This is a genomic window from Pseudomonas sp. HMSC065H01, assembly GCF_001815235.1.
In the GTDB taxonomy this organism is placed as follows: Bacteria; Pseudomonadota; Gammaproteobacteria; order Pseudomonadales; family Pseudomonadaceae; genus Pseudomonas; species Pseudomonas aeruginosa.
Window position 1 is genome coordinate 168,338 of record NZ_KV819859.1, and the last position, 19,326, is coordinate 187,663.

The 19,326-nt window shown below is 67.4% G+C and carries 21 protein-coding genes; 11 read left to right on the forward strand and 10 right to left on the reverse strand.

What is annotated here, in order from left to right:
- Nucleotides 1-170 precede the first annotated feature (170 nt).
- From pscN to pscU, 8 genes are read left to right on the forward strand one after another with little or no spacing between them, the layout of a single operon-like run.
- Nucleotides 171-1,493: a SctN family type III secretion system ATPase PscN gene (gene pscN, locus HMPREF3014_RS08550; RefSeq protein ID WP_003122866.1), complete on the forward strand. Its 1,323-nt coding sequence runs from the start codon at nt 171-173 to the stop codon at nt 1,491-1,493.
- On the forward strand, nt 1,490-1,966 hold the full coding sequence (gene pscO, locus HMPREF3014_RS08555; protein WP_003087688.1) for a type III secretion system central stalk protein PscO: 477 nt from the start codon (nt 1,490-1,492) through the stop codon (nt 1,964-1,966). The genes pscN and pscO overlap by 4 nt, the downstream gene beginning before the upstream one ends.
- Nucleotides 1,954-3,027, forward strand: a complete 1,074-nt coding sequence (gene pscP, locus HMPREF3014_RS33230; RefSeq protein WP_083327197.1) for a type III secretion system needle length determinant PscP — start codon at nt 1,954-1,956, stop codon at nt 3,025-3,027. Before pscO ends, pscP begins: the two co-directional genes overlap by 13 nt.
- Nucleotides 3,024-3,953: a SctQ family type III secretion system cytoplasmic ring protein PscQ gene (pscQ, locus tag HMPREF3014_RS08565; RefSeq protein WP_003450006.1), complete on the forward strand. Its 930-nt coding sequence runs from the start codon at nt 3,024-3,026 to the stop codon at nt 3,951-3,953. Before pscP ends, pscQ begins: the two co-directional genes overlap by 4 nt.
- A complete protein-coding gene (pscR, locus tag HMPREF3014_RS08570; RefSeq protein ID WP_003087674.1) occupies nt 3,950-4,603 on the forward strand; it encodes a SctR family type III secretion system export apparatus subunit PscR in 654 nt (217 codons plus the stop codon). Before pscQ ends, pscR begins: the two co-directional genes overlap by 4 nt.
- Nucleotides 4,604-4,605: 2 nt before the next feature.
- Complete coding sequence (gene pscS, locus HMPREF3014_RS08575) at nt 4,606-4,872, forward strand: SctS family type III secretion system export apparatus subunit PscS (protein ID WP_003087672.1); 267 nt, start codon at nt 4,606-4,608, stop codon at nt 4,870-4,872.
- Nucleotides 4,869-5,657 carry a SctT family type III secretion system export apparatus subunit PscT gene (gene pscT, locus HMPREF3014_RS08580; protein WP_003103206.1) on the forward strand — a complete coding sequence of 263 codons (789 nt, stop codon included), beginning with the start codon at nt 4,869-4,871 and terminating at the stop codon, nt 5,655-5,657. The genes pscS and pscT overlap by 4 nt, the downstream gene beginning before the upstream one ends.
- Nucleotides 5,654-6,703: a SctU family type III secretion system export apparatus subunit PscU gene (gene pscU / locus HMPREF3014_RS08585; RefSeq protein ID WP_003103203.1), complete on the forward strand. Its 1,050-nt coding sequence runs from the start codon at nt 5,654-5,656 to the stop codon at nt 6,701-6,703. The genes pscT and pscU overlap by 4 nt, the downstream gene beginning before the upstream one ends.
- Before the next feature lie 105 nt (nt 6,704-6,808).
- Here pscU and HMPREF3014_RS08590 read toward each other — a convergent pair whose 3' ends face one another.
- The 3 genes from HMPREF3014_RS08590 to speE all read right to left on the reverse strand — a co-directional run bounded on the left by HMPREF3014_RS08590 (nt 6,809) and on the right by speE (nt 10,804).
- Nucleotides 6,809-8,911, reverse strand: coding sequence for an LTA synthase family protein (locus HMPREF3014_RS08590; protein ID WP_004342847.1), 2,103 nt, complete (start codon nt 8,909-8,911; stop codon nt 6,809-6,811).
- Between the two features lie 2 nt (nt 8,912-8,913).
- Complete coding sequence (locus HMPREF3014_RS08595; RefSeq protein ID WP_003087664.1) at nt 8,914-9,783, reverse strand: NHL repeat-containing protein; 870 nt, start codon at nt 9,781-9,783, stop codon at nt 8,914-8,916.
- A 160-nt stretch (nt 9,784-9,943) separates the two neighbouring features.
- Nucleotides 9,944-10,804 (reverse strand): polyamine aminopropyltransferase, encoded by an 861-nt coding sequence (gene speE, locus HMPREF3014_RS08600; RefSeq protein WP_003103196.1) that lies wholly within the window; start codon nt 10,802-10,804, stop codon nt 9,944-9,946.
- Nucleotides 10,805-10,952: 148 nt separating this feature from the next.
- Between speE and HMPREF3014_RS08605 the strand changes: the two genes are divergently transcribed.
- Entirely contained in the window at nt 10,953-11,846 is an 894-nt protein-coding gene (locus HMPREF3014_RS08605; protein ID WP_003449989.1) for a DNA-3-methyladenine glycosylase family protein, read from the forward strand.
- Between the two features lie 15 nt (nt 11,847-11,861).
- Here the strand turns inward: HMPREF3014_RS08605 and HMPREF3014_RS08610 are convergent, their stop codons facing one another.
- From HMPREF3014_RS08610 to aroC, 6 genes are all read right to left on the reverse strand, one after another.
- Nucleotides 11,862-12,053, reverse strand: coding sequence for a PLDc N-terminal domain-containing protein (locus HMPREF3014_RS08610; RefSeq protein WP_003103184.1), 192 nt, complete (start codon nt 12,051-12,053; stop codon nt 11,862-11,864).
- Nucleotides 12,054-12,101: 48 nt separating this feature from the next.
- Entirely contained in the window at nt 12,102-12,779 is a 678-nt protein-coding gene (gene mtnC / locus HMPREF3014_RS08615) for an acireductone synthase (protein WP_003103183.1), read from the reverse strand.
- A gap of 71 nt (nt 12,780-12,850) precedes the next feature.
- Entirely contained in the window at nt 12,851-13,396 is a 546-nt protein-coding gene (locus tag HMPREF3014_RS08620; protein WP_003087656.1) for a 1,2-dihydroxy-3-keto-5-methylthiopentene dioxygenase, read from the reverse strand.
- Complete coding sequence (locus HMPREF3014_RS08625) at nt 13,393-14,010, reverse strand: methylthioribulose 1-phosphate dehydratase (RefSeq protein ID WP_023087589.1); 618 nt, start codon at nt 14,008-14,010, stop codon at nt 13,393-13,395. The genes HMPREF3014_RS08620 and HMPREF3014_RS08625 overlap by 4 nt, the downstream gene beginning before the upstream one ends.
- Complete coding sequence (locus HMPREF3014_RS08630; protein ID WP_003087654.1) at nt 14,007-15,158, reverse strand: MFS transporter; 1,152 nt, start codon at nt 15,156-15,158, stop codon at nt 14,007-14,009. Before HMPREF3014_RS08630 ends, HMPREF3014_RS08625 begins: the two co-directional genes overlap by 4 nt.
- A 43-nt stretch (nt 15,159-15,201) precedes the next feature.
- Nucleotides 15,202-16,293 (reverse strand): chorismate synthase, encoded by a 1,092-nt coding sequence (aroC, locus tag HMPREF3014_RS08635; RefSeq protein ID WP_003087653.1) that lies wholly within the window; start codon nt 16,291-16,293, stop codon nt 15,202-15,204.
- A gap of 107 nt (nt 16,294-16,400) precedes the next feature.
- Here aroC and HMPREF3014_RS08640 point away from each other — a divergent pair, with 107 nt between their 5' ends.
- Entirely contained in the window at nt 16,401-17,384 is a 984-nt protein-coding gene (locus HMPREF3014_RS08640) for an alpha/beta hydrolase (protein ID WP_004349090.1), read from the forward strand.
- 77 nt (nt 17,385-17,461) lie between these two features.
- Nucleotides 17,462-18,241 carry a hypothetical protein gene (locus HMPREF3014_RS08645; protein WP_003087649.1) on the forward strand — a complete coding sequence of 260 codons (780 nt, stop codon included), beginning with the start codon at nt 17,462-17,464 and terminating at the stop codon, nt 18,239-18,241.
- Nucleotides 18,242-18,265: 24 nt separating this feature from the next.
- On the opposite strand, the gene prmB is transcribed toward HMPREF3014_RS08645, so the two are convergent.
- Nucleotides 18,266-19,180: a 50S ribosomal protein L3 N(5)-glutamine methyltransferase gene (prmB, locus tag HMPREF3014_RS08650; protein WP_003087648.1), complete on the reverse strand. Its 915-nt coding sequence runs from the start codon at nt 19,178-19,180 to the stop codon at nt 18,266-18,268.
- Nucleotides 19,181-19,326: the final 146 nt, after the last annotated feature.

The window sequence follows — 19,326 nt, forward strand, 5'->3', positions numbered from 1 at the left end:
TGCAAAGGCGGCGCAGTATAGGAACCGGTCCAGTGCCGCCGATGCCAATATCGGCCGGTTTTTTTTAGCCGCGGCGGCAACCGATTTCTAAAAACTCCCGGCTGGCACTGAAATTCGTCGCGCGAGGCTTTCTCTATAGTGCGCGCCGACTCCAGCCGAACCGACCCGCCATGCCCGCGCCTCTCTCTCCTCTCATCGTCCGGATGCGCCACGCCATCGAAGGCTGCCGGCCGATCCAGATCCGCGGGCGGGTCACCCAGGTCACCGGAACCCTGCTCAAGGCCGTGGTGCCCGGCGTGCGCATCGGCGAACTCTGCCAGTTGCGCAATCCCGACCAGAGCCTGGCGCTGCTCGCCGAGGTCATCGGCTTCCAGCAGCACCAGGCGCTGCTCACCCCGCTCGGCGAGATGCTCGGGGTTTCCTCCAACACCGAAGTCAGCCCTACCGGCGGCATGCATCGCGTGGCGGTCGGCGAGCACCTGCTCGGGCAGGTGCTCGACGGCCTCGGCCGCCCCTTCGACGGCAGCCCGCCGGCCGAGCCGGCGGCCTGGTATCCGGTCTACCGGGATGCCCCGCCGCCGATGAGCCGGCGCCTGATAGAGCGGCCGCTATCGCTGGGTGTGCGCGCCATCGACGGCCTGCTGACCTGCGGCGAAGGCCAGCGCATGGGCATTTTCGCTGCCGCCGGCGGCGGCAAGAGCACCCTGCTGGCCAGCCTGGTGCGCAATGCCGAGGTGGATGTGACGGTACTCGCCCTGGTCGGCGAACGCGGTCGCGAAGTCCGCGAGTTCATCGAAAGCGACCTCGGCGAACAGGGGCTGCGCCGCTCGGTGCTGGTGGTCGCCACCTCCGACCGACCGGCGATGGAACGCGCCAAGGCCGGTTTCGTCGCCACCAGCATCGCCGAGTATTTCCGCGATCAGGGTCGCCGCGTCCTGCTGCTGATGGACTCGCTGACCCGCTTCGCCAGGGCCCAGCGCGAAATCGGCCTGGCGGCCGGTGAACCGCCCACCCGCCGCGGCTACCCGCCCTCGGTGTTCGCCGCGCTGCCACGCCTGATGGAGCGTGCCGGGCAATCCGAGCGGGGCTCGATCACCGCGCTCTACACCGTACTGGTGGAAGGCGACGACATGAGCGAGCCGGTGGCCGACGAGACCCGCTCGATTCTCGACGGGCACATCGTGCTGTCGCGCAAGCTGGCCGCCGCCAACCACTATCCGGCCATCGACGTGCTGCACTCGGTGAGCCGGGTCATGAACCAGATCGTCGACGACGATCAGCGCCATGCGGCCGGACGCTTGCGCGAATGGCTAGCGAAGTACGAGGAAGTCGAGTTGCTGCTGAAGATCGGCGAATACCAGAAAGGCCAGGACAGTGAAGCCGACCGGGCCATCGAGAAGATCGCGGCGATCCGCCAGTGGCTGCGCCAGGGTACCCACGAAACCAGCGATTACGCACAGGCCTGCGCGCAGTTGCGGAGCCTCTGCGCATGAGCCTGGCGCTGCTGTTGCGCGTCCGACGCCTGCGCCTGGACCGGGCCGAGCGCGCCCAGGGCCGCCAATTGCTACGGGTTCGCGCCGCGGCGCAGGAACACACCGAGCGCCAGGCGGCGCAACGGGACTACCGCGACTGGCGACTGGCCGAAGAGCAACGGCTGTTTCTCGCCTGCCAGGCGGCCATGCTCGACCGCCGGCGCCTGGAAGCCTGGCAGCAGCAGGTAGGGCTGCTGCGGGAAAAGGAAGCCGGCCTGGAACAGGACTGCGCCGAGGCCGCGCAGCGCCTCGAAGGGGAGCGCGAGCGCCTGCGGCAGTGCCGGCGAGAGCTGCTGGAACGCCAGCGGCAACTGGAGAAGTTCGCCGAACTGGAGCGCCACGTCGACGCCGAGCGCCAGGGGCTGCGCGAACGCAGCGAGGAAGGCGAACTGGAAGAATTCACCCGCCACGAGACCTGGCCATGCTCAAGCTGAACGCCGTGGATACGGCTCCGCTCGTGTCGTCCGACACCCTTGCCCCCCTTCCGCCGCTGCGCGCGCAGCAGATCGCCTTCGAACAGGCCCTGCCCGCGCACCGACCGCCGGCGCCCAGGCCACCGTTCGACAAGGGCGACGAAACGACGGAGGCCGCCGCGACAGCCGACGCGCCGACCTCGACGCCTCTCGCCGACCAGCCCGCGGCGCCTGCCGCCGACCGGCCGCCGACCACTCGGCAGGATCCCATGCCAGTTGCCGCGGACGCAACGCCAACGCCAACGCCAACGCCAACGCCAACAGTGTCGCCGTCCGGATCGGTAGCACGGCAAGCGCCGGCAGTCACCGCGCGCGTCGCGGCGTCCACGCAAGGCCGGGAGCCGGCCAGCGTTTCGGCGCCTCCGGTCGACGAACCGCCGCTGGTGCCGGTGTCCTCCCACCCGCAAATCGCAGGTCGGACGCATGAGCGGCCACAGCCCGGCCCCGGCTTCCCGGCGAAAACCGCAGCCGAGGTCGCGTCCACGGCGCAGGCCAGTGTCCAGGCTTCGCCGCCCGCGCCGACAGCGGGCGGCGAAGGCCGCGGAGAGGAGCGTCGGCAACCCGGAGAAACCGATCCATCCGCACTGCCCCCCGACGACCAAGCGCCTGTGCCACTGCCTGCCATGCAAACCCCCGGCGACCGCCTGCTGGCACGCCTGCTGGCATCGAGCGGGAGCCGGCCACTGCCGCTGGCCGATCTCGTGCGCCTGCTCGATGCCGTGCAGGGGCGCATCCAGGTCGCCAGCGCAGCCGAAAGCCATGCGGCGCGCCTGCAGGTGCGACTGCCCCAGCTCGGCGCCGTGGAGGTGCAGGTCCTGCATGGCCATGGCCAGTTGCAGGTCGAGATCAGTGCCAGCCCCGGCAGCCTGGCGTTTCTCCAGCAAGCCCGTGGCGAGTTGCTCGAACGCCTGCAACGGCTGCATCCGGAACAACCGGTGCAACTCACCTTCAACCAGCAGCAGGACAGCGGCCAGCGCTCGCGGCAACGTCGCTACCTGCATGAAGAGTGGCAAGCCGAATGAACGGTACGGACCTCGACCTGCCGCTCGCCAGCCGCGCCGAACTGGATCTCCAGCGACGTCTCGCGCGTTGCCGTCGCCACTATGTCGGCAACGCTTTGCAAGCGCGCCTGGACATCGCCCAGGCCGCCCCCGACGTCGATCTCGAACTGAGCCTGGCGTGGGACGGCCTGCCCCTGCGCTTTCTCTGCCAGGCTCCGGCACTGGCCCACTGGCTCGCGCCGAACCTGCAGGAGGCAGCCTTCGCCAGCCTGCCGGCGGCCCTGCAACTGGCCTTGCTGGAGCGCGAAGGCAACGTCTTTCCCGGCCTGGTCTGGTACGGCCTGAGCCCGGCGCAACCACGCGCTGCGATGGGCCTGCGCCTGAGCCTGGAACGCGACGACCAGCGCCTGGCGCTCTGGCTCGACGGCGATCCCGCGACGCTGCTGGCACGCCTGCCGCCGCGCCCCTCGGCGCAACGCCTGGCCATACCGCTGCGCCTGTCGCTGCAATGGCCCGGCCTGCCGCTGGACGCCGGCGAGCTGCGCACCCTGGAGCCCGGCGACCTGTTGCTGCTGCCTGCCGGTCATCGCCCCGACGCAGCGCTGCTGGGGGTTCTCGAAGGACGCCCCTGGGCGCGCTGCCAACTCCACTCCACGCAACTGGAACTGCTCGACATGCACGACACCCACTCCCTCGCCGACGGCGAGGACCTGCACGAACTCGACCAACTGCCGATCCCGGTCAGCTTCGAGGTCGGCCGCCGCACCCTGGACCTGCATACCCTCTCCACCCTGCAGCCAGGCTCGCTGCTCGATCTCGACAGTGCCCTGGACGGCGAAGTGCGCATCCTCGCCAACCAGCGCTGCCTCGGTATCGGCGAACTGGTCAGGCTCCAGGATCGGCTCGGGGTGCGCGTAACCCGCCTGTTCGGACACGACGAAGCATGATCCAGTTGCCCGACGAGCTCGGCCTGATCCTCGGTCTGGCCCTGCTCGCGCTGGTCCCGTTCATCGCGGTGATGGCGACCTCCTTCATCAAGATGACCGTGGTCTTCTCGCTGCTGCGCAACGCCCTGGGCGTCCAGCAGATTCCGCCGAACATGGCGATGTACGGGCTGGCGATCATCCTCAGCCTGTACGTGATGGCACCGGTCGGCTTCGCCACCCGCGACTACCTGCGCAACCACGACGTCAGCCTGAGCGACTCGGCATCGGTGGAACGCTTTCTCGACGAGGGCATGGCGCCCTACCGGAACTTCCTCAAGCGGCAGATCCAGGAGCGCGAACACACCTTCTTCATGGAAAGCACCCGCCAGGTCTGGCCCAGCGAATACGCCGAGCGGCTCGACCCGGACAGCCTGCTGATCCTGCTGCCGGCCTTCACCGTCAGCGAACTGACCCGTGCCTTCGAGATCGGCTTCCTGATCTACCTGCCCTTCATCGCCATCGACCTGATCATTTCCAACATCCTCCTGGCGATGGGCATGATGATGGTGTCGCCGATGACCATTTCCCTGCCGTTCAAGCTGCTCCTGTTCGTCCTCCTCGACGGCTGGGCGCGGCTGACCCACGGCCTGGTCATCAGCTACGGAGGCTGACCATGAGCAGCGCCGACATCCTCCACTTCACCAACCAGACCCTGTGGCTGGTGCTGGTCCTGTCGCTGCCGCCGGTACTGGTCGCGGCCCTGATCGGCACCCTGGTATCGCTGGTCCAGGCGCTCACCCAGATCCAGGAGCAGACCCTCGGCTTCGTCGCCAAGCTGGTGGCCGTGGTGGTGGTACTGTTCGCCACCAGCGGCTGGCTGGGCGGCGAGCTGTACCGTTTCGCCGAAATGACCCTGCTGAAGGTGCCGCTGGTGCGATGAGCGTCCAGGACCTGCAGCAACTGCTGCTGACCTACAGCCTGCTGCTGCCGCGGATCATCAGTTGCTTCGTGGTCCTGCCGGTGCTGGCCAAGCAAACCCTGGGCGGCGGCCTGGTGCGCAACGGCGTGGCCTGCTCGCTGGCGCTGTTCGCCTACCCGATCGTCGCCGGCAGCCTGCCGCCGGCCCTCGACGCGCTGGACATCGCCCTGCTGATCGGCAAGGAAGTGCTGCTCGGCCTGCTCATCGGCTTCGTCGCCACCATTCCCTTCTGGGCCATGGAAGCGACCGGCTTCATCATCGACAACCAGCGTGGCGCGGCACTCGCCTCGACCTTCAACCCCAGCCTGGGCAGCCAGACCAGCCCCACCGGGCTGTTGCTGACGCAGACGCTGATCACCCTGTTCTTCTCCGGCGGCGCCTTCCTCGCGCTGGTCGGCTCGCTGTTCAGGAGCTATGCCAGTTGGCCGGTGAGCAGTTTCTTCCCGCAGCTCGGCAGCCAATGGGTGGCATTCTTCTACGCGCAGTTCTCGCAGATGCTGATGCTCTGCGCGCTGTTCGCCGCGCCGCTGCTGATCGCCATGTTCCTCGCCGAGTTCGGCCTGGCGCTGGTCAGCCGCTTCGCCCCGTCGCTGAACGTGTTCATCCTCGCCATGCCGATCAAGAGCCTGGTGGCCAGCCTGCTGCTGGTGCTCTACCTGGGCATCCTCATGGAGCACGCCTACGATGCCCTGCTGCTCGCCGTCGACCCGCTGCGCCTGCTGCGTCCCGTGCTGGAGACGCCATGAGCGCCGAGAAGACCGAGCAGCCCACGGCGAAGAAGCTGCGCGACGCCCGCCGGCAAGGCCAGGTGGTGAAGAGCAAGGAAATTGTCTCCAGCGCGTTGATCCTGTCGCTGGTGGCGCTGCTGATGGGCTTTTCCGACTACTACCTGGAGCATCTCGGCAAGCTGCTCCTGCTGCCCGCCGAGTACATCGACCTGCCGTTTCGCCAGGCGCTGGAGACCATCCTGGAGAACCTTCTCCAGGAGCTCCTCTACCTGCTGGCGCCGGTCCTGCTGGTCGCGGCGCTGGTGGTGGTGCTCAGCCATGTCGGCCAGTACGGTTTCCTGCTCAGCCTCGACAGCGTCAAACCGGACCTGAAGAAGATCAACCCGGTGGAGGGCGCGAAGAAGATCTTCTCGATCCGGAGCCTGGTGGAGTTCCTCAAGTCGACCCTGAAGGTCGCCCTGCTCTCCCTGCTGGTCTGGTTGACCTTGCAGGGCAACCTGGCCAGCCTCCTGCGGATTCCCGCCTGCGGGCTGGACTGCGTGGCACCGGTGAGCGGGCTGATGCTCAGGCAACTGATGCTGGTCTGCGCGGTCGGCTTCCTGGCGATTGCCGTCGCCGACTACGCCTTCGAACGCCACCAGCACTACAAGCAGTTGCGCATGAGCAAGGACGAGGTGAAGCGCGAGTACAAGGAGATGGAGGGCAGTCCGGAGATCAAGAGCAAGCGCCGGCAATTCCATCAGGAACTGCAATCGAGCAACCTGCGCGCGGATGTCCGGCGCTCCTCGGTGATCGTCGCCAACCCGACCCACGTCGCCATCGGCATACGCTATCGACGCGGCGAAACGCCCCTGCCGCTGGTCACCCTGAAGCACACCGACGCCCTGGCCCTGCGGGTCCGGCGCATCGCCGAGGAAGAAGGAATCCCGGTGCTGCAACGAATTCCGCTGGCACGGGCGCTGCTGCGCGACGGCAATGTCGACCAGTACATACCGGCGGACCTGATCCAGGCCACCGCCGAAGTCCTGCGCTGGCTGGAAAGCCAGCAGACGGATACGCCCTGATCGCTATCGGGCAGGGCGGCCGCCGCGGCACCGGCGACGCAAGACGCTGCGACCTGGCGCCGAAAAAAAGGGGCCCGAAGGCCCCTTTCACATGCTTGCTACGGGTCAGTCCTTGTCCGGGATCCCGTGTACCACGCCCGCGGTATTCTCCAGCAGGCTCTTGGTCGCGGTCTGGATGAACGACTCCAGCTTCTTCTGCAGCTCGGCCTGGTCCGGCACTTCCTTGGTGATCACCGCCTTGGCATCGCCGCCCAGTTGGTAATCGTAGACGCGCACGTCACCGTCCTTCGGCCGCACCAGGATGCGGTTGCCGGAGACGATGGCGACGTTCTGCTCGCTGCCCGACGGCTTGATCACGCCGAAGCCCTTGTCGCCTTCCGGCAGGTTCAGCAGGTCGCGGCCCCAGCACTGGTGGACGGTCTCGCCGCCGAGCAGGCCCATGATGGTCGGCACGATGTCGACCTGGGTACCGACGGTCGGCAGGTGGGTACCGAACTTCTCCTGGATGCCGGGGGCGATCAGCAGCAGCGGCACGTTGAAGCGGTGCAGGTCCATCTCGGTGAGCTGCTCGGGGCTGCCGAAGCCATGGTCGCCGACCACCACGAAAAGGGTGTCCTTGTAGTACGGCGACTTCTTCGCCTTCTCGAAGAACTGGCCCAGCGCCCAGTCGGAATAGCGCATGGCGGTCAGGTGCTCGTCGAGCGAACCGTAGCCGGTCACGCGCTCCACCGGCAGGTCCTTCGGCAACGCATAGGGCACGTGGTTGGAGAGGCTCTGCAACAGCGCATAGAACGGCTTGCCGGTGCTCGCCAGCTTGTCCAGTTCCTCGTTGCCACGGGCGAACATGTCCTGGTCGGAGACGCCCCAGGTCGGATCGGAGAACACCGGGTCGACATAGTCGTTGCGGCCGATGAAGGTGGTCATGCCCTGGTTGCTGAAGAAGCCGGACTGGTTGTCCCAGGCGAAATCACCGTTGTAGACGTAGACGTCCTCGTACTGGCGGGCGCTGAGCAACTGCGGCAGGCCGGAGAACTTGTGGCCGCCCTCCGGGGTTTGCATCAGGTATTCGAAGCCCGGCAGGTTGGGGAAGCAGGCCATGGTGGCGAACATGCCCTGGTGGGTATGGGTGCCGTTGGAGAAGAACTGGGTGAACAGCAGGCCTTCCTTCGACAGCTTGTCGAAATACGGCGTGATGTTGCCCGGCGCGCCCAGGGCGCCGACATAGTGGCCGGCGAAGCTTTCCAGCAGGACCACCACCACGTTGCGGATCGGCAGGGCATTCGCCGCCGGCGGGGTGAACTCGCGGCGCACCGCGGCCTCATCGGCGTCCACCAGCTTGTCGTTGGGGGTCAGCAACATCTGCCGGGTGGTCTCCAGGGCGACCTTGTCGTCCAGGGTGGCCTTCCAGATGTTCGCGCGGTCTTCGGAGAAGCGCTCCTTGGCCGCCTTGACCAGGGTCAGGGTGCCGTTCAGGCCCAGTTGGTTGGCGAACATGGATTCGGTGGTGAAGGCATCGCCCCAGCGCAGCGGCGGGCCCTGGCGCAGGGTGCCGCGGGCGGCGAGGACGCAGACCAGCACGCAGAGGAACAGCACCACGCCGCGCACGTACCAGGGCGCGGCAGCGCTCGGCCGGGCGATCACGCTGTCTTCGCGCGGCTTGCGCTGGCTCGGGCGGGTCGCCAGGTCGATGGCCTTGAACACCCGGTACAGCACCCAGGTGGCGAAGGCCCAGGCCAGCAGGTAGCGGACCACCGGGAAGCCGTACCAGAGCATGCTCATGACGGTCTTCGGGTCTTCCGACATGTACTGGAAGACCAGGCTGTTCAGGCGCTGGTGGAACTCGCGGTAGAAGTCCAGTTCGAGTACGCCGAGGAACAGGGTGATGCTGGCGAACAGCGTCAACCATGTACGGAACAGGCCGCGAGCGGCCATCGCGCGTACCGCGAACAACGACAGCACCAGCGGCGCCACGGCATAGACGACGACCCGCAGGTCGAAACGCACGCCGTTGCCGAACGCCTCGAGGAAGGTGCTCGCCGGGGTCGCGCCGATCAGTTCGCGGTTGTAGATCAGCAAGGCCAGGCGCAGCAGGCTGAACATGACCAGCAGCACCAGCGCGCTGAGCGCGGTGAACGCCAGGTGGCTGCGGATGGTGGGCTGGAACAGCCGTGGGGGCGATTGGGTGGTTCGGACTTCCGTTTGGTCCATGTTTACAATTCGCTCTTCTGTCGTTCGATTTCGAGAATGCGGTCCCGCCCCTGCTCGGCCAGCAGGTAGCGGCCGGGCCCGATGGGCAGTAGGGACTGTGCGGAACGCAGGCGCCGTACGATCACCTGCAGCGGCCCGTCGGGCGGCAGCAGCAAGGCTCGCGCGTTATGCGTCGAGTCCTCGGTGATCCACAGGCCTTCGCTGTCGCACAGCAAAAAGCTCGGTGCATTCAGTCCGTTCAGCACCACCTCGTCCTCGGCCCCCTCATGCAGACGCATGACGTGGCCACGTTTCTTTTCCGTGTAGAAGACGCTTCCGTCCGGGCAGGCGGCCACCCCTTCGGAGCGCTGCAATCCCTCGCGCAGTACCGTCAGTCCGCCGGTCTCCGGGTCGTAGCGGAGAATCCGCCCGTCCAGGTCGCGATCCTCGGCGGCGTACAGGTAGCGGCCGTCGCTGGCGACGCCCTCCACCTGGATGCCGTCGAACAGCGGCCGGGCCTGCTGGGCATGCCACCAGAACACCGGCGAGGCGCCCTGCTCCTGGCTGATCGCGATGCCGTCGCGGAAGCTGGCCATGCCGTCGGGCTTGGACAGCCCGTCGAGCACCGTATCGCGGCTGCCATCGGCGGCGATGCGGAACACCAGGCCCTTGCCGTCCTGCAACTCCTGGCTCACGTAGAGCAGGCCGTCCGGGTCGCGGGCCAGGGCGCTGACGTGGGGAATGTCCTCGAGCACTACCCGGTAGGTCCAGCCGGATACGGTGGCTGCCGGGGCGAAACGCTGCCAGCCGAGGAAGGCCAGGGCGATGAAGAGGACGCTACCGAGCAGGCAGGAGACTACTACGCCGCTCTGGCGCAATCGTTTGGTCAGCATTCGATGCACTCAAGGACAAAACTGCCATTTATAGCCATGGCAACGGAAAAAAGCGCGCAGATTTTCCCGGATCGATTGTGAAAAAAATGTTAGCTGGCAGTAACAGGGGATGTCGGAGCGACGCATGAAAAAGGGCCTTGCGGCCCTTCTTGGTGAAGCGTCAGTCGTTGTCCTGCTTGCCGATGGCCTGCAGCACGTACTGCGGCAGAGCAAACGCGCCCAGGTGGATATCGGCGTTGTAGTAGCGGGTGGCGATGCCGCTGTCGCGGAAGCGCTGGCGCAGCGTTTCCAGCGGAAGGCGACGCAGGCCTTCGCGGGTCGAACCCCAGGCGAAGGTCATGGCGCCGCCGATATAGGTCGGCACCGCCGCCTGGTAGAAATGCCAGTCGGCGAACAGCCCGTCGGTACGTGCGGCGGTGGTGCGCACTTCCTCCAGTTGCATGAATGGCGTGCCGTTCTGGGTGACCAGGATGCCACCCTCGTTCAGGCAGCGCCGGCAGGCCTGGTAGAAGTTCTCGGAGAACAGCACCTCGCCAGGGCCGATCGGGTCGGTGGAGTCGGAGATGATCACGTCGAAGCGTTCTTCCGTGGTAGCCACGAAGCGCATGCCGTCGTCGATCACCAGGTTCAGCCGCGGGTCGTCGAAGGCGCCCTGGGAGTGGTTGGGCAGGAACTCCTTGCACATGTCGACCACGGTGCCGTCGATCTCGACCATGGTGATCCGCTCGACGCTCTTGTGCTTGGCCACCTCGCGCAGCATGCCACCGTCGCCGCCGCCGATGATCAGCACGCGCCGGGCCGCGCCGTGGGCGAGGATCGGCACGTGGGTGAGCATCTCGTGGTAGATGAACTCGTCGGCCTCGGTGGTCTGGATCACTCCATCGAGCGCCATCACCCGGCCCATCCGGGCGTTTTCGAAAATCACCAGGTGCTGGTGCTCGGTGCGCACCTCATGCAGCATGTTGTCGATGCTGAAGCGCTGGCCGTAGCCCTGGTACAGAGTTTCCTGATAATCGCTCATGGGCCGGGATCTCCCTGGTAAGGCTGCAATCTGGCAGCGGGACTTGCCCGCGCCGCGAAGAAAGGCGCGCATTCTACGCTGGCGGCAATGACAGGTCGAACCCCGCCGGCGGATGGCGCCGGCTGCGCCGGACAGGTATCGTCTGCCCATGAGCCAGCCTACCTCTCCCCTCGTCCTGCACCTGCCCTACCAGTCACCCTGGGAATGGCGCCAGTTCCACCAGCATTTCGCCCTGCGCCTGCTCGCCGGTGTCGAAAGCCTGGGTGACGACCACTATGCCCGCAGCTTCCGGGCCAACGGCCGCCCGGCCTGGTTCGAGGTGCGACCGCTGGCGGAACGCCAGGTCCTGGCGCTGAGCCTCAGCCCGTCCGCCCATGCCCTGGCCGCCGAACTCGAGGCACGGGTCCGCCGGATGTTCGACCTGGACAGCGACCCGGCCGCCATCGCCCGGCATTTCGCCGGGGATCCCCTGCTCGGCCCGCTGGTGGCCGCCAATCCGGGACTGCGCCTGCCGGTGGCCTTCGATCCCTTCGAACAGGCGGTGCGCGCCATCGTCGGCCAGCAGGTCACGGTGAAGGCCGCGGTGACCATCACCGGGCGCCTGATCCAGCGCCTCGGCGAGCCGCTGGAAGATCTCGGCTACGACGGCATCAGCCACCTGTTCCCGACGCCCGCCGCGCTGGCGCAAGCCAACCTCGACGGCATCGGCATGCCCGGCAAGCGGGTACAGACGCTGCAACGCTTCGCCGCGGCGATCGCCTCGGGAGAGCTGAGCCTGGACCTGGCGGACGGCCCCGAGGCCCTGGTGGAGCGCCTCTGCGCGTTGCCCGGCATCGGCCCCTGGACCGCCGAATACATAGCCCTGCGTGCCATGGGCGAAGCCGACGCCTTCCCCGCCGCCGACCTCGGCCTGCTGAAATCCACGGTCTGGGGACCGCAAGGCATCGATGCGCGCAGCCTGAAGGCCCGCGCCGAGGCCTGGCGGCCTTGGCGCGCCTACGCCGCGATCCACCTGTGGAACCACTACGCCGCAGGCGGCTAACGCCGCGGCGGGAGGCTACAGCCTGACGTTGCCGCGCGGGCCGGCGATGGCCCAGATGATCAGGCCGAGCACCGGCAGGACGATGATCACCAGGACCCAGATGATCTTCATCCCGGTTTCCGCAGCGCTTTTCAGGATGTTGACGATGGCCCAGATATCCAGGGCCAGGATGACCAGGCTGATCAGCCCGCTGAGGGTGGAACCCATGGCGCGATGCTCCCGAGCAAGAGTGTTCCCTCAGGATAGCCGGCGCGTTCACTCCACGAGGATGTCGGCGAAGCTGGCCACCGTCGGATGGCCGTCTAGGCTGCCGCCTTCGCGGGCCAGGCCGAGCGTGCGCATGCCCGCGTCGCGCGCGGCATCCAGTTCCTGCACCACGTCGGAAAGGAAAAGGATTTCCGCGGCCGGCAGGCCGATGGCCCCGGCGATCCGCGCATAGGAGGCGCTTTCCCGCTTCGGCCCGCTGGTAGTGTCGAAGTAGCCGGAAAACAGCGAGCCCAGGTCGCCGGCCTCGGAACAGCCGAAGATCAGCTTCTGCGCCTGGATCGAGCCGGAGGAATAGACGTACAGGTCCAGCCCACGGGCCTTCCACTCGCGCAGCGCCTGCACCGCGTCCGGGTAGACGTGGCCCTTCAACTGACCGTCGCGGTAGCCCTGGGCCCAGACCATGCCTTGCAGGGCCTTCAGCGGCGTCGCCTTGCGGTCCTCGGCGATCCATTGCAGGAGGATCGCGATCACCCGCTCGACATCGGCGTCCGCCTCACCGCTCTCGGCACGCACCGCCGCCAACTGTGCGGCTACCTCGGTCTCTCCGGCGTGTTCGCGGACGAAGTCCGGCAGGTGCCGGGCGGCATAGGGAAACAGCACGTCGAAAACGAAGCTGACCGCGCTGGTGGTGCCTTCGATGTCGGTGAGGATGGCTTTGATGGTCATGCGGACTCCGGATGAAACCGCCCCCGGCAGGACCGGGGGCGCGGATGGTGACGGATGGGACGGTGCCTCGCTCAGTCTTCCAGCAGGGGGAAGCGGCTGGCGATGTCGTCGCCGGTGAACTGGGCGACCCAGCCCTCCGGGTTGTTGAACAGGCGCACGGCGACGAAATGCGGGTGCTCGCCCATGTCGAACCAGTGGCGGGTGCCGGCCGGCACCGAGATCAGGTCGTTGCGCTCGCAGAGCACGGCGTAGACATGCTCCTCGATATGCAGGACGAACAGGCCGCGCCCGGCGACGAAGAAGCGCACCTCGTCTTCGCCATGGCGGTGCTCGTCGAGGAACTTGGCGCGCAATTCGGCCTTCTGCGGGTGGTCGCTGTTCAGGCTGACCACGTCCACGGTGATGTAGCCGCGCTCGCGCTTGAGCCGCTCGATCTCGTGGGCGTAGGCGGCGATCACCTCGTCCTGGCTGGCGCCGGCGGCGATCGGCGCGGCGGCTTCCCAGCGTTCGAAACGGACGCCGACCTCGGCCAGGGTCGAAGCGATGTCCTCGGCATGGGTCAGCAGCTTCAGCGGCTGCTCCGGCTGGTTCTCGTGATAGACGGTAAGGCTGCTCATCGGCTCAGACTCAGTACTTTCAGTTCACACTCGAACAGAAACTCGAAAGCTTCCACCTGACGCAGGGCATCGCTCATGCGCGCGCCCCAAGTGTACAGCCCGTGGCCGCGGATCAAATACCCCGGGCAGTGCGGATGCGCCTCCAGCCAGGGCTGCACGCGGCTGGCCAGGCGGGCGATGTCCTGGTCGTTGTCGAAGATCGGCACCTCGACCTGGCCTTCGTGGGTGGTGACCCCGGCGAAGGCCTTCTGCAGTTCGTAGTCCTGCAGCACCAGGCGGTCGCCGCGGACCAGGCGGGAAAGCACGGTGGCATTCACCGAGTGGGTATGCAGCACCGCGCCGATCGCCTGGTTCCAGGCATACAACTGGGTGTGCAGGAGGGTCTCCGCCGAGGGTTTCTTGCCCGGTTCCAGGCTGTTGCCGGCCAGGTCGGTGGCCAGCACGTCGTCGAAGCCCAACTGGCCCTTGTGCTTGCCCGAGACGGTGAGCAGCGCGCGCTGTTCGTCCAGGCGCGCGGAGTAGTTGCTGCTGGTTGCCGGCGACCAGCCGCGGCCGTAGAGGAACCGGCCGGCGTCGATGATCTGCTGGGTCAGCTGTTCACGGTTGTCGTTCATGCCCGCACCTCTTGCAAACGGGTACTGATGATAGCGGCTGCCAGCAAGGCTGCCAGGCTGGCGATGGCGAAGGTCCAGGCAGGGCCCAGGCTGTTCCAGCTATAGCCGGAATACAGCGCGCCCAGGGCTCCGCCGGTACCGGCCAGCGCAGCATACAGGGCCTGGCCCTGGCCCTGCTGGCGCGGGCCGAAGCTACGCTGCACGAAATGGATGGCAGCCGCATGAAAACTGCCGAAGGTGGCGGCATGCAGCGTCTGGGCAAAGACCAGCAGCGCCAGGCTGTCGGCCAGGTTGCCGAGAAGCAGCCAGCGCAGCGACGCCAGCAGGAAGCTCGCGGCCAGCACCTGGCGCAGGCTGAAACGTTGCAGCAGGCGTGGCATGGCGAGGAACAACATGACCTCGGCGACCACCCCCAGCGCCCAGAGCAGACCGATCAGCGCCCGGCTGTAGCCCAGCGATTCCAGGTGCAGGGTCAGGAAGGTGTAGTACGGCCCATGGGACAGCTGCATCAGGCACACGCACAGGTAGAACGCCAGCACGCCCGGCTGGCGCAACTGGGCGAGGAAGCCGCCCTCGCCTTCGCGCGGTTCGCGATGGGCCGGCTGGGCATTGGGCACCCACCAGCTGCACAGCACGATGCCGAGCATGATACCCAGCAGCGTCGCCGGGTAGACATCCAGGCTCAGGCGCTCGAACAGCGCGCCGAGACCGACCACGGTGCAGATGAAACCGATCGAGCCCCACAGGCGAATCCGGCTGTAGCTGGCGCTGCGCTCGCGCAGGTGGGCCAGGGTGATGACCTCGAACTGCGGCAGCACGGCGTGCCAGAAGAACGCGTGCAACGCCATCACCAAGGCCAGCCAGGCGTAGCTGTGGCTGACGAAGATCAGCGAGAAGCCCAGCGCCGTGCATACCGCGCCGAAGCGCACGATGGCCAGGCGCTGGCCGCTGCGGTCGCCCAGCCAGCCCCACAGGTTGGGCGCGACGCAACGCATCAGCATGGGAATCGCCACCAGCTCGCCGATGCGCGGGCTGGGGAAGCCCAGGTGATGGAAATACAGGGCGAGGAACGGCGCCGTGGCGCCGAGCAGGCTGAAATAGAAGAAATAGAAGCTGGACAGGCGCCAGTAGGGAACCGCGCTGGTCACGATCCGCCGTTCACCCGTCCCGCATCGCTGCCTGCCACAGCCCTCACAGCTGCGGCAGGACCGGCGTGTCGACGCGCACGTCGGCGTTCTGCCCACGCTGGCGCAGCAATTGGTCGAGCAGGACGATGGCCATCATCGCCTCGGCGATCGGCGTGGCGCGGATGCCGACGCACGGGTCGTGACGGCCCTTGGTGATCATGTCCACCGGCTCGCCGGCGGTATCGATCGAGCGCCCGGGAGTGGTGATGCTGGAGGTCGGCTTCAGCGCCAGGTGGGCGACGATCGGCTGGCCGGAGGAGATCCCGCCGAGGATGCCGCCGGCATTGTTCGACAGGAAGCCTTGCGGGGTCAGTTCGTCGCGGTGCTCGGTGCCGCGCTGGGCGATGCTGGCGAAGCCGGCGCCGATCTCCACGCCCTTCACCGCGTTGATGCTCATCAGCGCATGCGCCAGTTCGGCGTCCAGGCGGTCGAAGATCGGCTCGCCCAGGCCCGGCGGCACGCCTTCGGCAACCACGGTGATCTTCGCCCCGACCGAATCCTGGTCGCGGCGCAATTGGTCCATGTAGGCCTCCAGCTCCGGCACCTTGTCCGGGTCGGGGCTGAAGAAGGCATTCTGCTCGACGCTGTCCCAGCTCCTGAACGGAATCTCGATCGGCCCGAGCTGGCTCATGTAGCCGCGCACCTGAATGCCCAGGCCCGCCAGGTATTTCTTGGCGATAGCCCCGGCGGCCACACGCATGGCGGTCTCGCGCGCCGAGGAACGGCCGCCGCCGCGGTAGTCGCGCACGCCGTACTTGTGGTGGTAGGTGTAGTCGGCATGGGCCGGGCGGAACAGGTCCTTGATCGCCGAGTAGTCCTTGGACTTCTGGTCGGTGTTGCGGATCAGCAGGCCGATCGGCGTGCCGGTGGTCTTGCCCTCGAACACCCCGGAAAGAATCTCCACCTCGTCGGCTTCCTGGCGCTGGGTGGTGTGCCGGCTGGTGCCGGGCTTGCGCCGGTCGAGGTCGCGTTGCAGGTCCCGGGCGGACAGTTCCAGCCCCGGGGGGCACCCATCGACGATGGCGACCAGCGCCGGGCCGTGGCTTTCGCCTGCGGTGGTGACGGTGAAGAGCTTGCCGTAGGTGTTGCCGGACATGCGAGGCTCCGCGTGAGGACGAGAGGGAAAGACATCGGAGTATACCCGTCAAGGACGGGCCTGCGAACCTTCCCCGGAGGACGCGATCAAAGCGCTATCATCGGCCCATGAAGACCTCCATGCCGCGCGCCCTCCTCGCCCTGTTCTGCCTGCTCGCCAGCCTGGCCCACGCCGCTCCCAACAGCATCCTGCACCGCCCCTACGACCTGGACACCGGGCACGGCGTGCTGCGCGGCTCCTTGCTGCTGCCGCGCAGCGCCGTGCCGCCGCCGGTGGTCCTGCTGGTCGCCGGCTCCGGTCCCACCGACCGCGACGGCAACAACCCCTTCGGCGGCAACAACCGCTACCTACTGCGTCTCGCCGAGGCCCTGGCCGAACGCGGAATCGCCAGCGTGCGCTACGACAAGCGTGGAGTCGCCCGCAGCCTGGCGGCGGCGCCGCGCGAGGAAGACCTCAGCGTCGGCGTCTATGTCGACGACGTGGTCGCCTGGAGCGAGCGGCTGGCCCGCGACCCGCGCTTCTCCCGGCTGATCCTGGTCGGCCATAGCGAAGGCGCGCTGATCGCCAGCCTGGCGGCGCCTCGCACGCCGGCCGAGGAATTGATCGCCATCGCCGGCAGCGGCCAACCCATCGACCGGGTGCTGCGCGAGCAACTGCGCGGTCGCCTGCCGCCGGCGCAACTGCGCCAGGCCGACTCGGTGCTGGCTTCGCTGAAGGCCGGCGAGACCCGCGGCGATATCCCGCCGGCGCTCGCCAACCTGCTCCGCCCCAGCGTGCAGCCGTACCTGATCTCGCTGTTCCGCGAAGACCCGGCCCGCGCGTTCGGCCGCCTGCGCATCCCGACCCTGATCGTCCAGGGCCGCAATGACATCCAGGTCGGCGTCGCCGACGCCGAGGCGCTCCAGCGAGCCAAGCCCGACTCGCAACTGGTGCTCATCGACGGCATGAACCACATCCTGCGGATCGCCCCGAGCACCGGTCTCCAGCAGCTTTCCGCCTACAACGACCCGAACCTGCCGCTGGCCCGGCAACTGGTCGAGGCGGTCAGCCGCTTCATCCTGCGCGGCGCAGAGGCGGAAAAAGGCCGCTGAGCCGCTACAGAAATCGCTTCCCGCGCCGACAAGTTCTGAAAGCCGGCCCGTGAAGGCGGCCGGCCAGAGGATGTCCGATGATCGATAGCGATACCCAACCGGCCGCAGAAGAAGCCGAGAAGAAACCGCCGCACCCCTGGGCCGAACTGGCGCCGGAGCATTTCCGCCTGCTCCGCCTGGCGCCACTGCCCACCGACCGCGCGACCGGCGCCCGCCCCCTGCGCTTCGTCCAGCTCGGCAGGGTCGAACGGCACAGCGCGGACCAGAGCCTGCTGCGCCTGAGCATCCAGGTGCCAGGCCTGATGCTGCGCAAGGAGCAGAACCTGCTGGAGGTCTGGGCCGATCATCGCAACAAGGAAGTGCGTTTCGGTTCGGACGCCGGGCTCAGCCTGGAACCCTTGAACCGCGGGCTGGGCCGCTTCCTGCTGGCCCAGGCGATCGCCTGGGCGCAACGACGCTGGGCCCACTACAAGGTGGAAGGCGGCGCACTGGCGCTGAAGGATGGCCTGACCGAAGACGCACGCCTGCGCCGCGACCATTTCATCCGCGCCCAGGGCTTCGACGTCAGCTATGAGGACCAGCGGTTGCTCAAGGCCCGCTACAGCGCCGGCCGGGTCAGTGAGCTGCACAGCGATTGGCACAAGGACAAGGTGCAGATCGTGCCGCTGCTGGACGCCGCGGCGATGCTGGAACAGGCCGAGCAGACCCTGCAGGCCCAGGATGCGGAGATCCGCCAACTGGAACAGCGCATCAACCACTACCGCCGCGACGACACCAGCCTGCGCTTCACCATCGCCTGCCTGACCGCCTTCGCGGTGTTCCAGGCCGGCCTGCTGATCTGGATCGCCACTCACTGAACCGGCGGCACCAGCCGCCTCCGATCACTTTTCCAAGCGCGAACGGAACAGTTCCCGGTGCTCGCGGCACTGCGCGGCGGACAGCATGAACACCCCGTGGCCGCCGTGCTCGAACTCCAGCCAGGTGAAGTCCACTTCCGGATACAGCGCCTGCACATGGACCTCGCTGTTGCCCACCTCGACGATCAGCAGGCCTTTCTCGCTGAGGTGGTCGGCCGCCTCGGCGAGCATCCGTCGCACCAGGTCCAGGCCGTCGTCGCCGCAGGCCAGGCCGAGTTCAGGCTCATGATGGAACTCCGCCGGCATGTCGGCGAAATCCTCGGCATCCACGTAGGGCGGATTGGACACGATCAGGTCGAAGCGCTGGCCGGGAAGCCCGGCGAAACCGTCGCCCTGGACGGTGTAGACCCGCTCGCCGAGGTCGTGGCGCTCGATATTGACGTTGGCCACCTCCAGCGCATCGAAGGACAGGTCGGCGAGCACCACCTCCGCCTGCTCGAACGCATAGGCGCAGGCGATGCCGATGCAGCCGGAACCGGTGCAGAGGTCGAGGATTCGCGCCGGCTCGGCCGGCAGCCAGGGCGCGAAGCGCTGTTCGATAAGTTCGGCGATAGGCGAGCGCGGCACCAGCACGCGTTCGTCGACGCTGAATGGAATCCCGCAGAACCAGGCTTCGCCCAGCAGGTAGGCCGCCGGAATCCGTTCCTCGATGCGCCGCCGGAGGATCTCCGCCAACTCGGCGCGTTCATCGTCTTCCAGGCGGCAATCCAGGTAGCTGTCAGAAATTTCCCAGGGAAGGTGCAGGGAGCCCAGAACCAGGTGGCGCGCCTCGTCCCAGGCATTGTCGGTGCCGTGACCGAAGAACAGGCCGGCGGCGTGGAAACGGCTGACAGCCCAGCGGATGTAGTCGCGCAGGGTGAGCAGACGGGACTCGGACATGACGGAATTGCTCCTCGCAACGCACAAAAGGGCGACATTCTAGCCGATCGCGCCGGAGCTGGCCTCCAGCGCGGGAAGTCCATACCACTTTAGTGCGCATGCGGCAAAGGTTCACAGGCTCGCCGATAGGGGCCAGAATGAAAGGC

What these genes read in the sequence shown, in the direction of transcription:
- pscS (WP_003087672.1), top strand. Translation starts at nt 4,606, where the DNA reads ATGAGCAGCGCCGACATCCTCCACTTCACCAACCAGACCCTGTGGCTG.
- HMPREF3014_RS08610 (WP_003103184.1), bottom strand. Translation starts at nt 12,053, where the DNA reads ATGGGTTCCACCCTCAGCGGGCTGATCAGCCTGGTCATCCTGGCCCTG.
- HMPREF3014_RS08645 (WP_003087649.1), top strand. Translation starts at nt 17,462, where the DNA reads ATGATCGATAGCGATACCCAACCGGCCGCAGAAGAAGCCGAGAAGAAA.
- pscT (WP_003103206.1), top strand. Translation starts at nt 4,869, where the DNA reads ATGAGCGTCCAGGACCTGCAGCAACTGCTGCTGACCTACAGCCTGCTG.
- speE (WP_003103196.1), bottom strand. Translation starts at nt 10,804, where the DNA reads ATGAGCGATTATCAGGAAACTCTGTACCAGGGCTACGGCCAGCGCTTC.
- HMPREF3014_RS08605 (WP_003449989.1), top strand. Translation starts at nt 10,953, where the DNA reads ATGAGCCAGCCTACCTCTCCCCTCGTCCTGCACCTGCCCTACCAGTCA.
- prmB (WP_003087648.1), bottom strand. Translation starts at nt 19,180, where the DNA reads ATGTCCGAGTCCCGTCTGCTCACCCTGCGCGACTACATCCGCTGGGCT.
- HMPREF3014_RS08625 (WP_023087589.1), bottom strand. Translation starts at nt 14,010, where the DNA reads ATGAACGACAACCGTGAACAGCTGACCCAGCAGATCATCGACGCCGGC.
- mtnC (WP_003103183.1), bottom strand. Translation starts at nt 12,779, where the DNA reads ATGACCATCAAAGCCATCCTCACCGACATCGAAGGCACCACCAGCGCG.
- pscN (WP_003122866.1), top strand. Translation starts at nt 171, where the DNA reads ATGCCCGCGCCTCTCTCTCCTCTCATCGTCCGGATGCGCCACGCCATC.
- HMPREF3014_RS08620 (WP_003087656.1), bottom strand. Translation starts at nt 13,396, where the DNA reads ATGAGCAGCCTTACCGTCTATCACGAGAACCAGCCGGAGCAGCCGCTG.
- HMPREF3014_RS08595 (WP_003087664.1), bottom strand. Translation starts at nt 9,783, where the DNA reads ATGCTGACCAAACGATTGCGCCAGAGCGGCGTAGTAGTCTCCTGCCTG.
- pscQ (WP_003450006.1), top strand. Translation starts at nt 3,024, where the DNA reads ATGAACGGTACGGACCTCGACCTGCCGCTCGCCAGCCGCGCCGAACTG.
- pscR (WP_003087674.1), top strand. Translation starts at nt 3,950, where the DNA reads ATGATCCAGTTGCCCGACGAGCTCGGCCTGATCCTCGGTCTGGCCCTG.
- pscU (WP_003103203.1), top strand. Translation starts at nt 5,654, where the DNA reads ATGAGCGCCGAGAAGACCGAGCAGCCCACGGCGAAGAAGCTGCGCGAC.
- HMPREF3014_RS08640 (WP_004349090.1), top strand. Translation starts at nt 16,401, where the DNA reads ATGAAGACCTCCATGCCGCGCGCCCTCCTCGCCCTGTTCTGCCTGCTC.
- pscP (WP_083327197.1), top strand. Translation starts at nt 1,954, where the DNA reads ATGCTCAAGCTGAACGCCGTGGATACGGCTCCGCTCGTGTCGTCCGAC.
- HMPREF3014_RS08590 (WP_004342847.1), bottom strand. Translation starts at nt 8,911, where the DNA reads ATGGACCAAACGGAAGTCCGAACCACCCAATCGCCCCCACGGCTGTTC.
- aroC (WP_003087653.1), bottom strand. Translation starts at nt 16,293, where the DNA reads ATGTCCGGCAACACCTACGGCAAGCTCTTCACCGTCACCACCGCAGGC.
- pscO (WP_003087688.1), top strand. Translation starts at nt 1,490, where the DNA reads ATGAGCCTGGCGCTGCTGTTGCGCGTCCGACGCCTGCGCCTGGACCGG.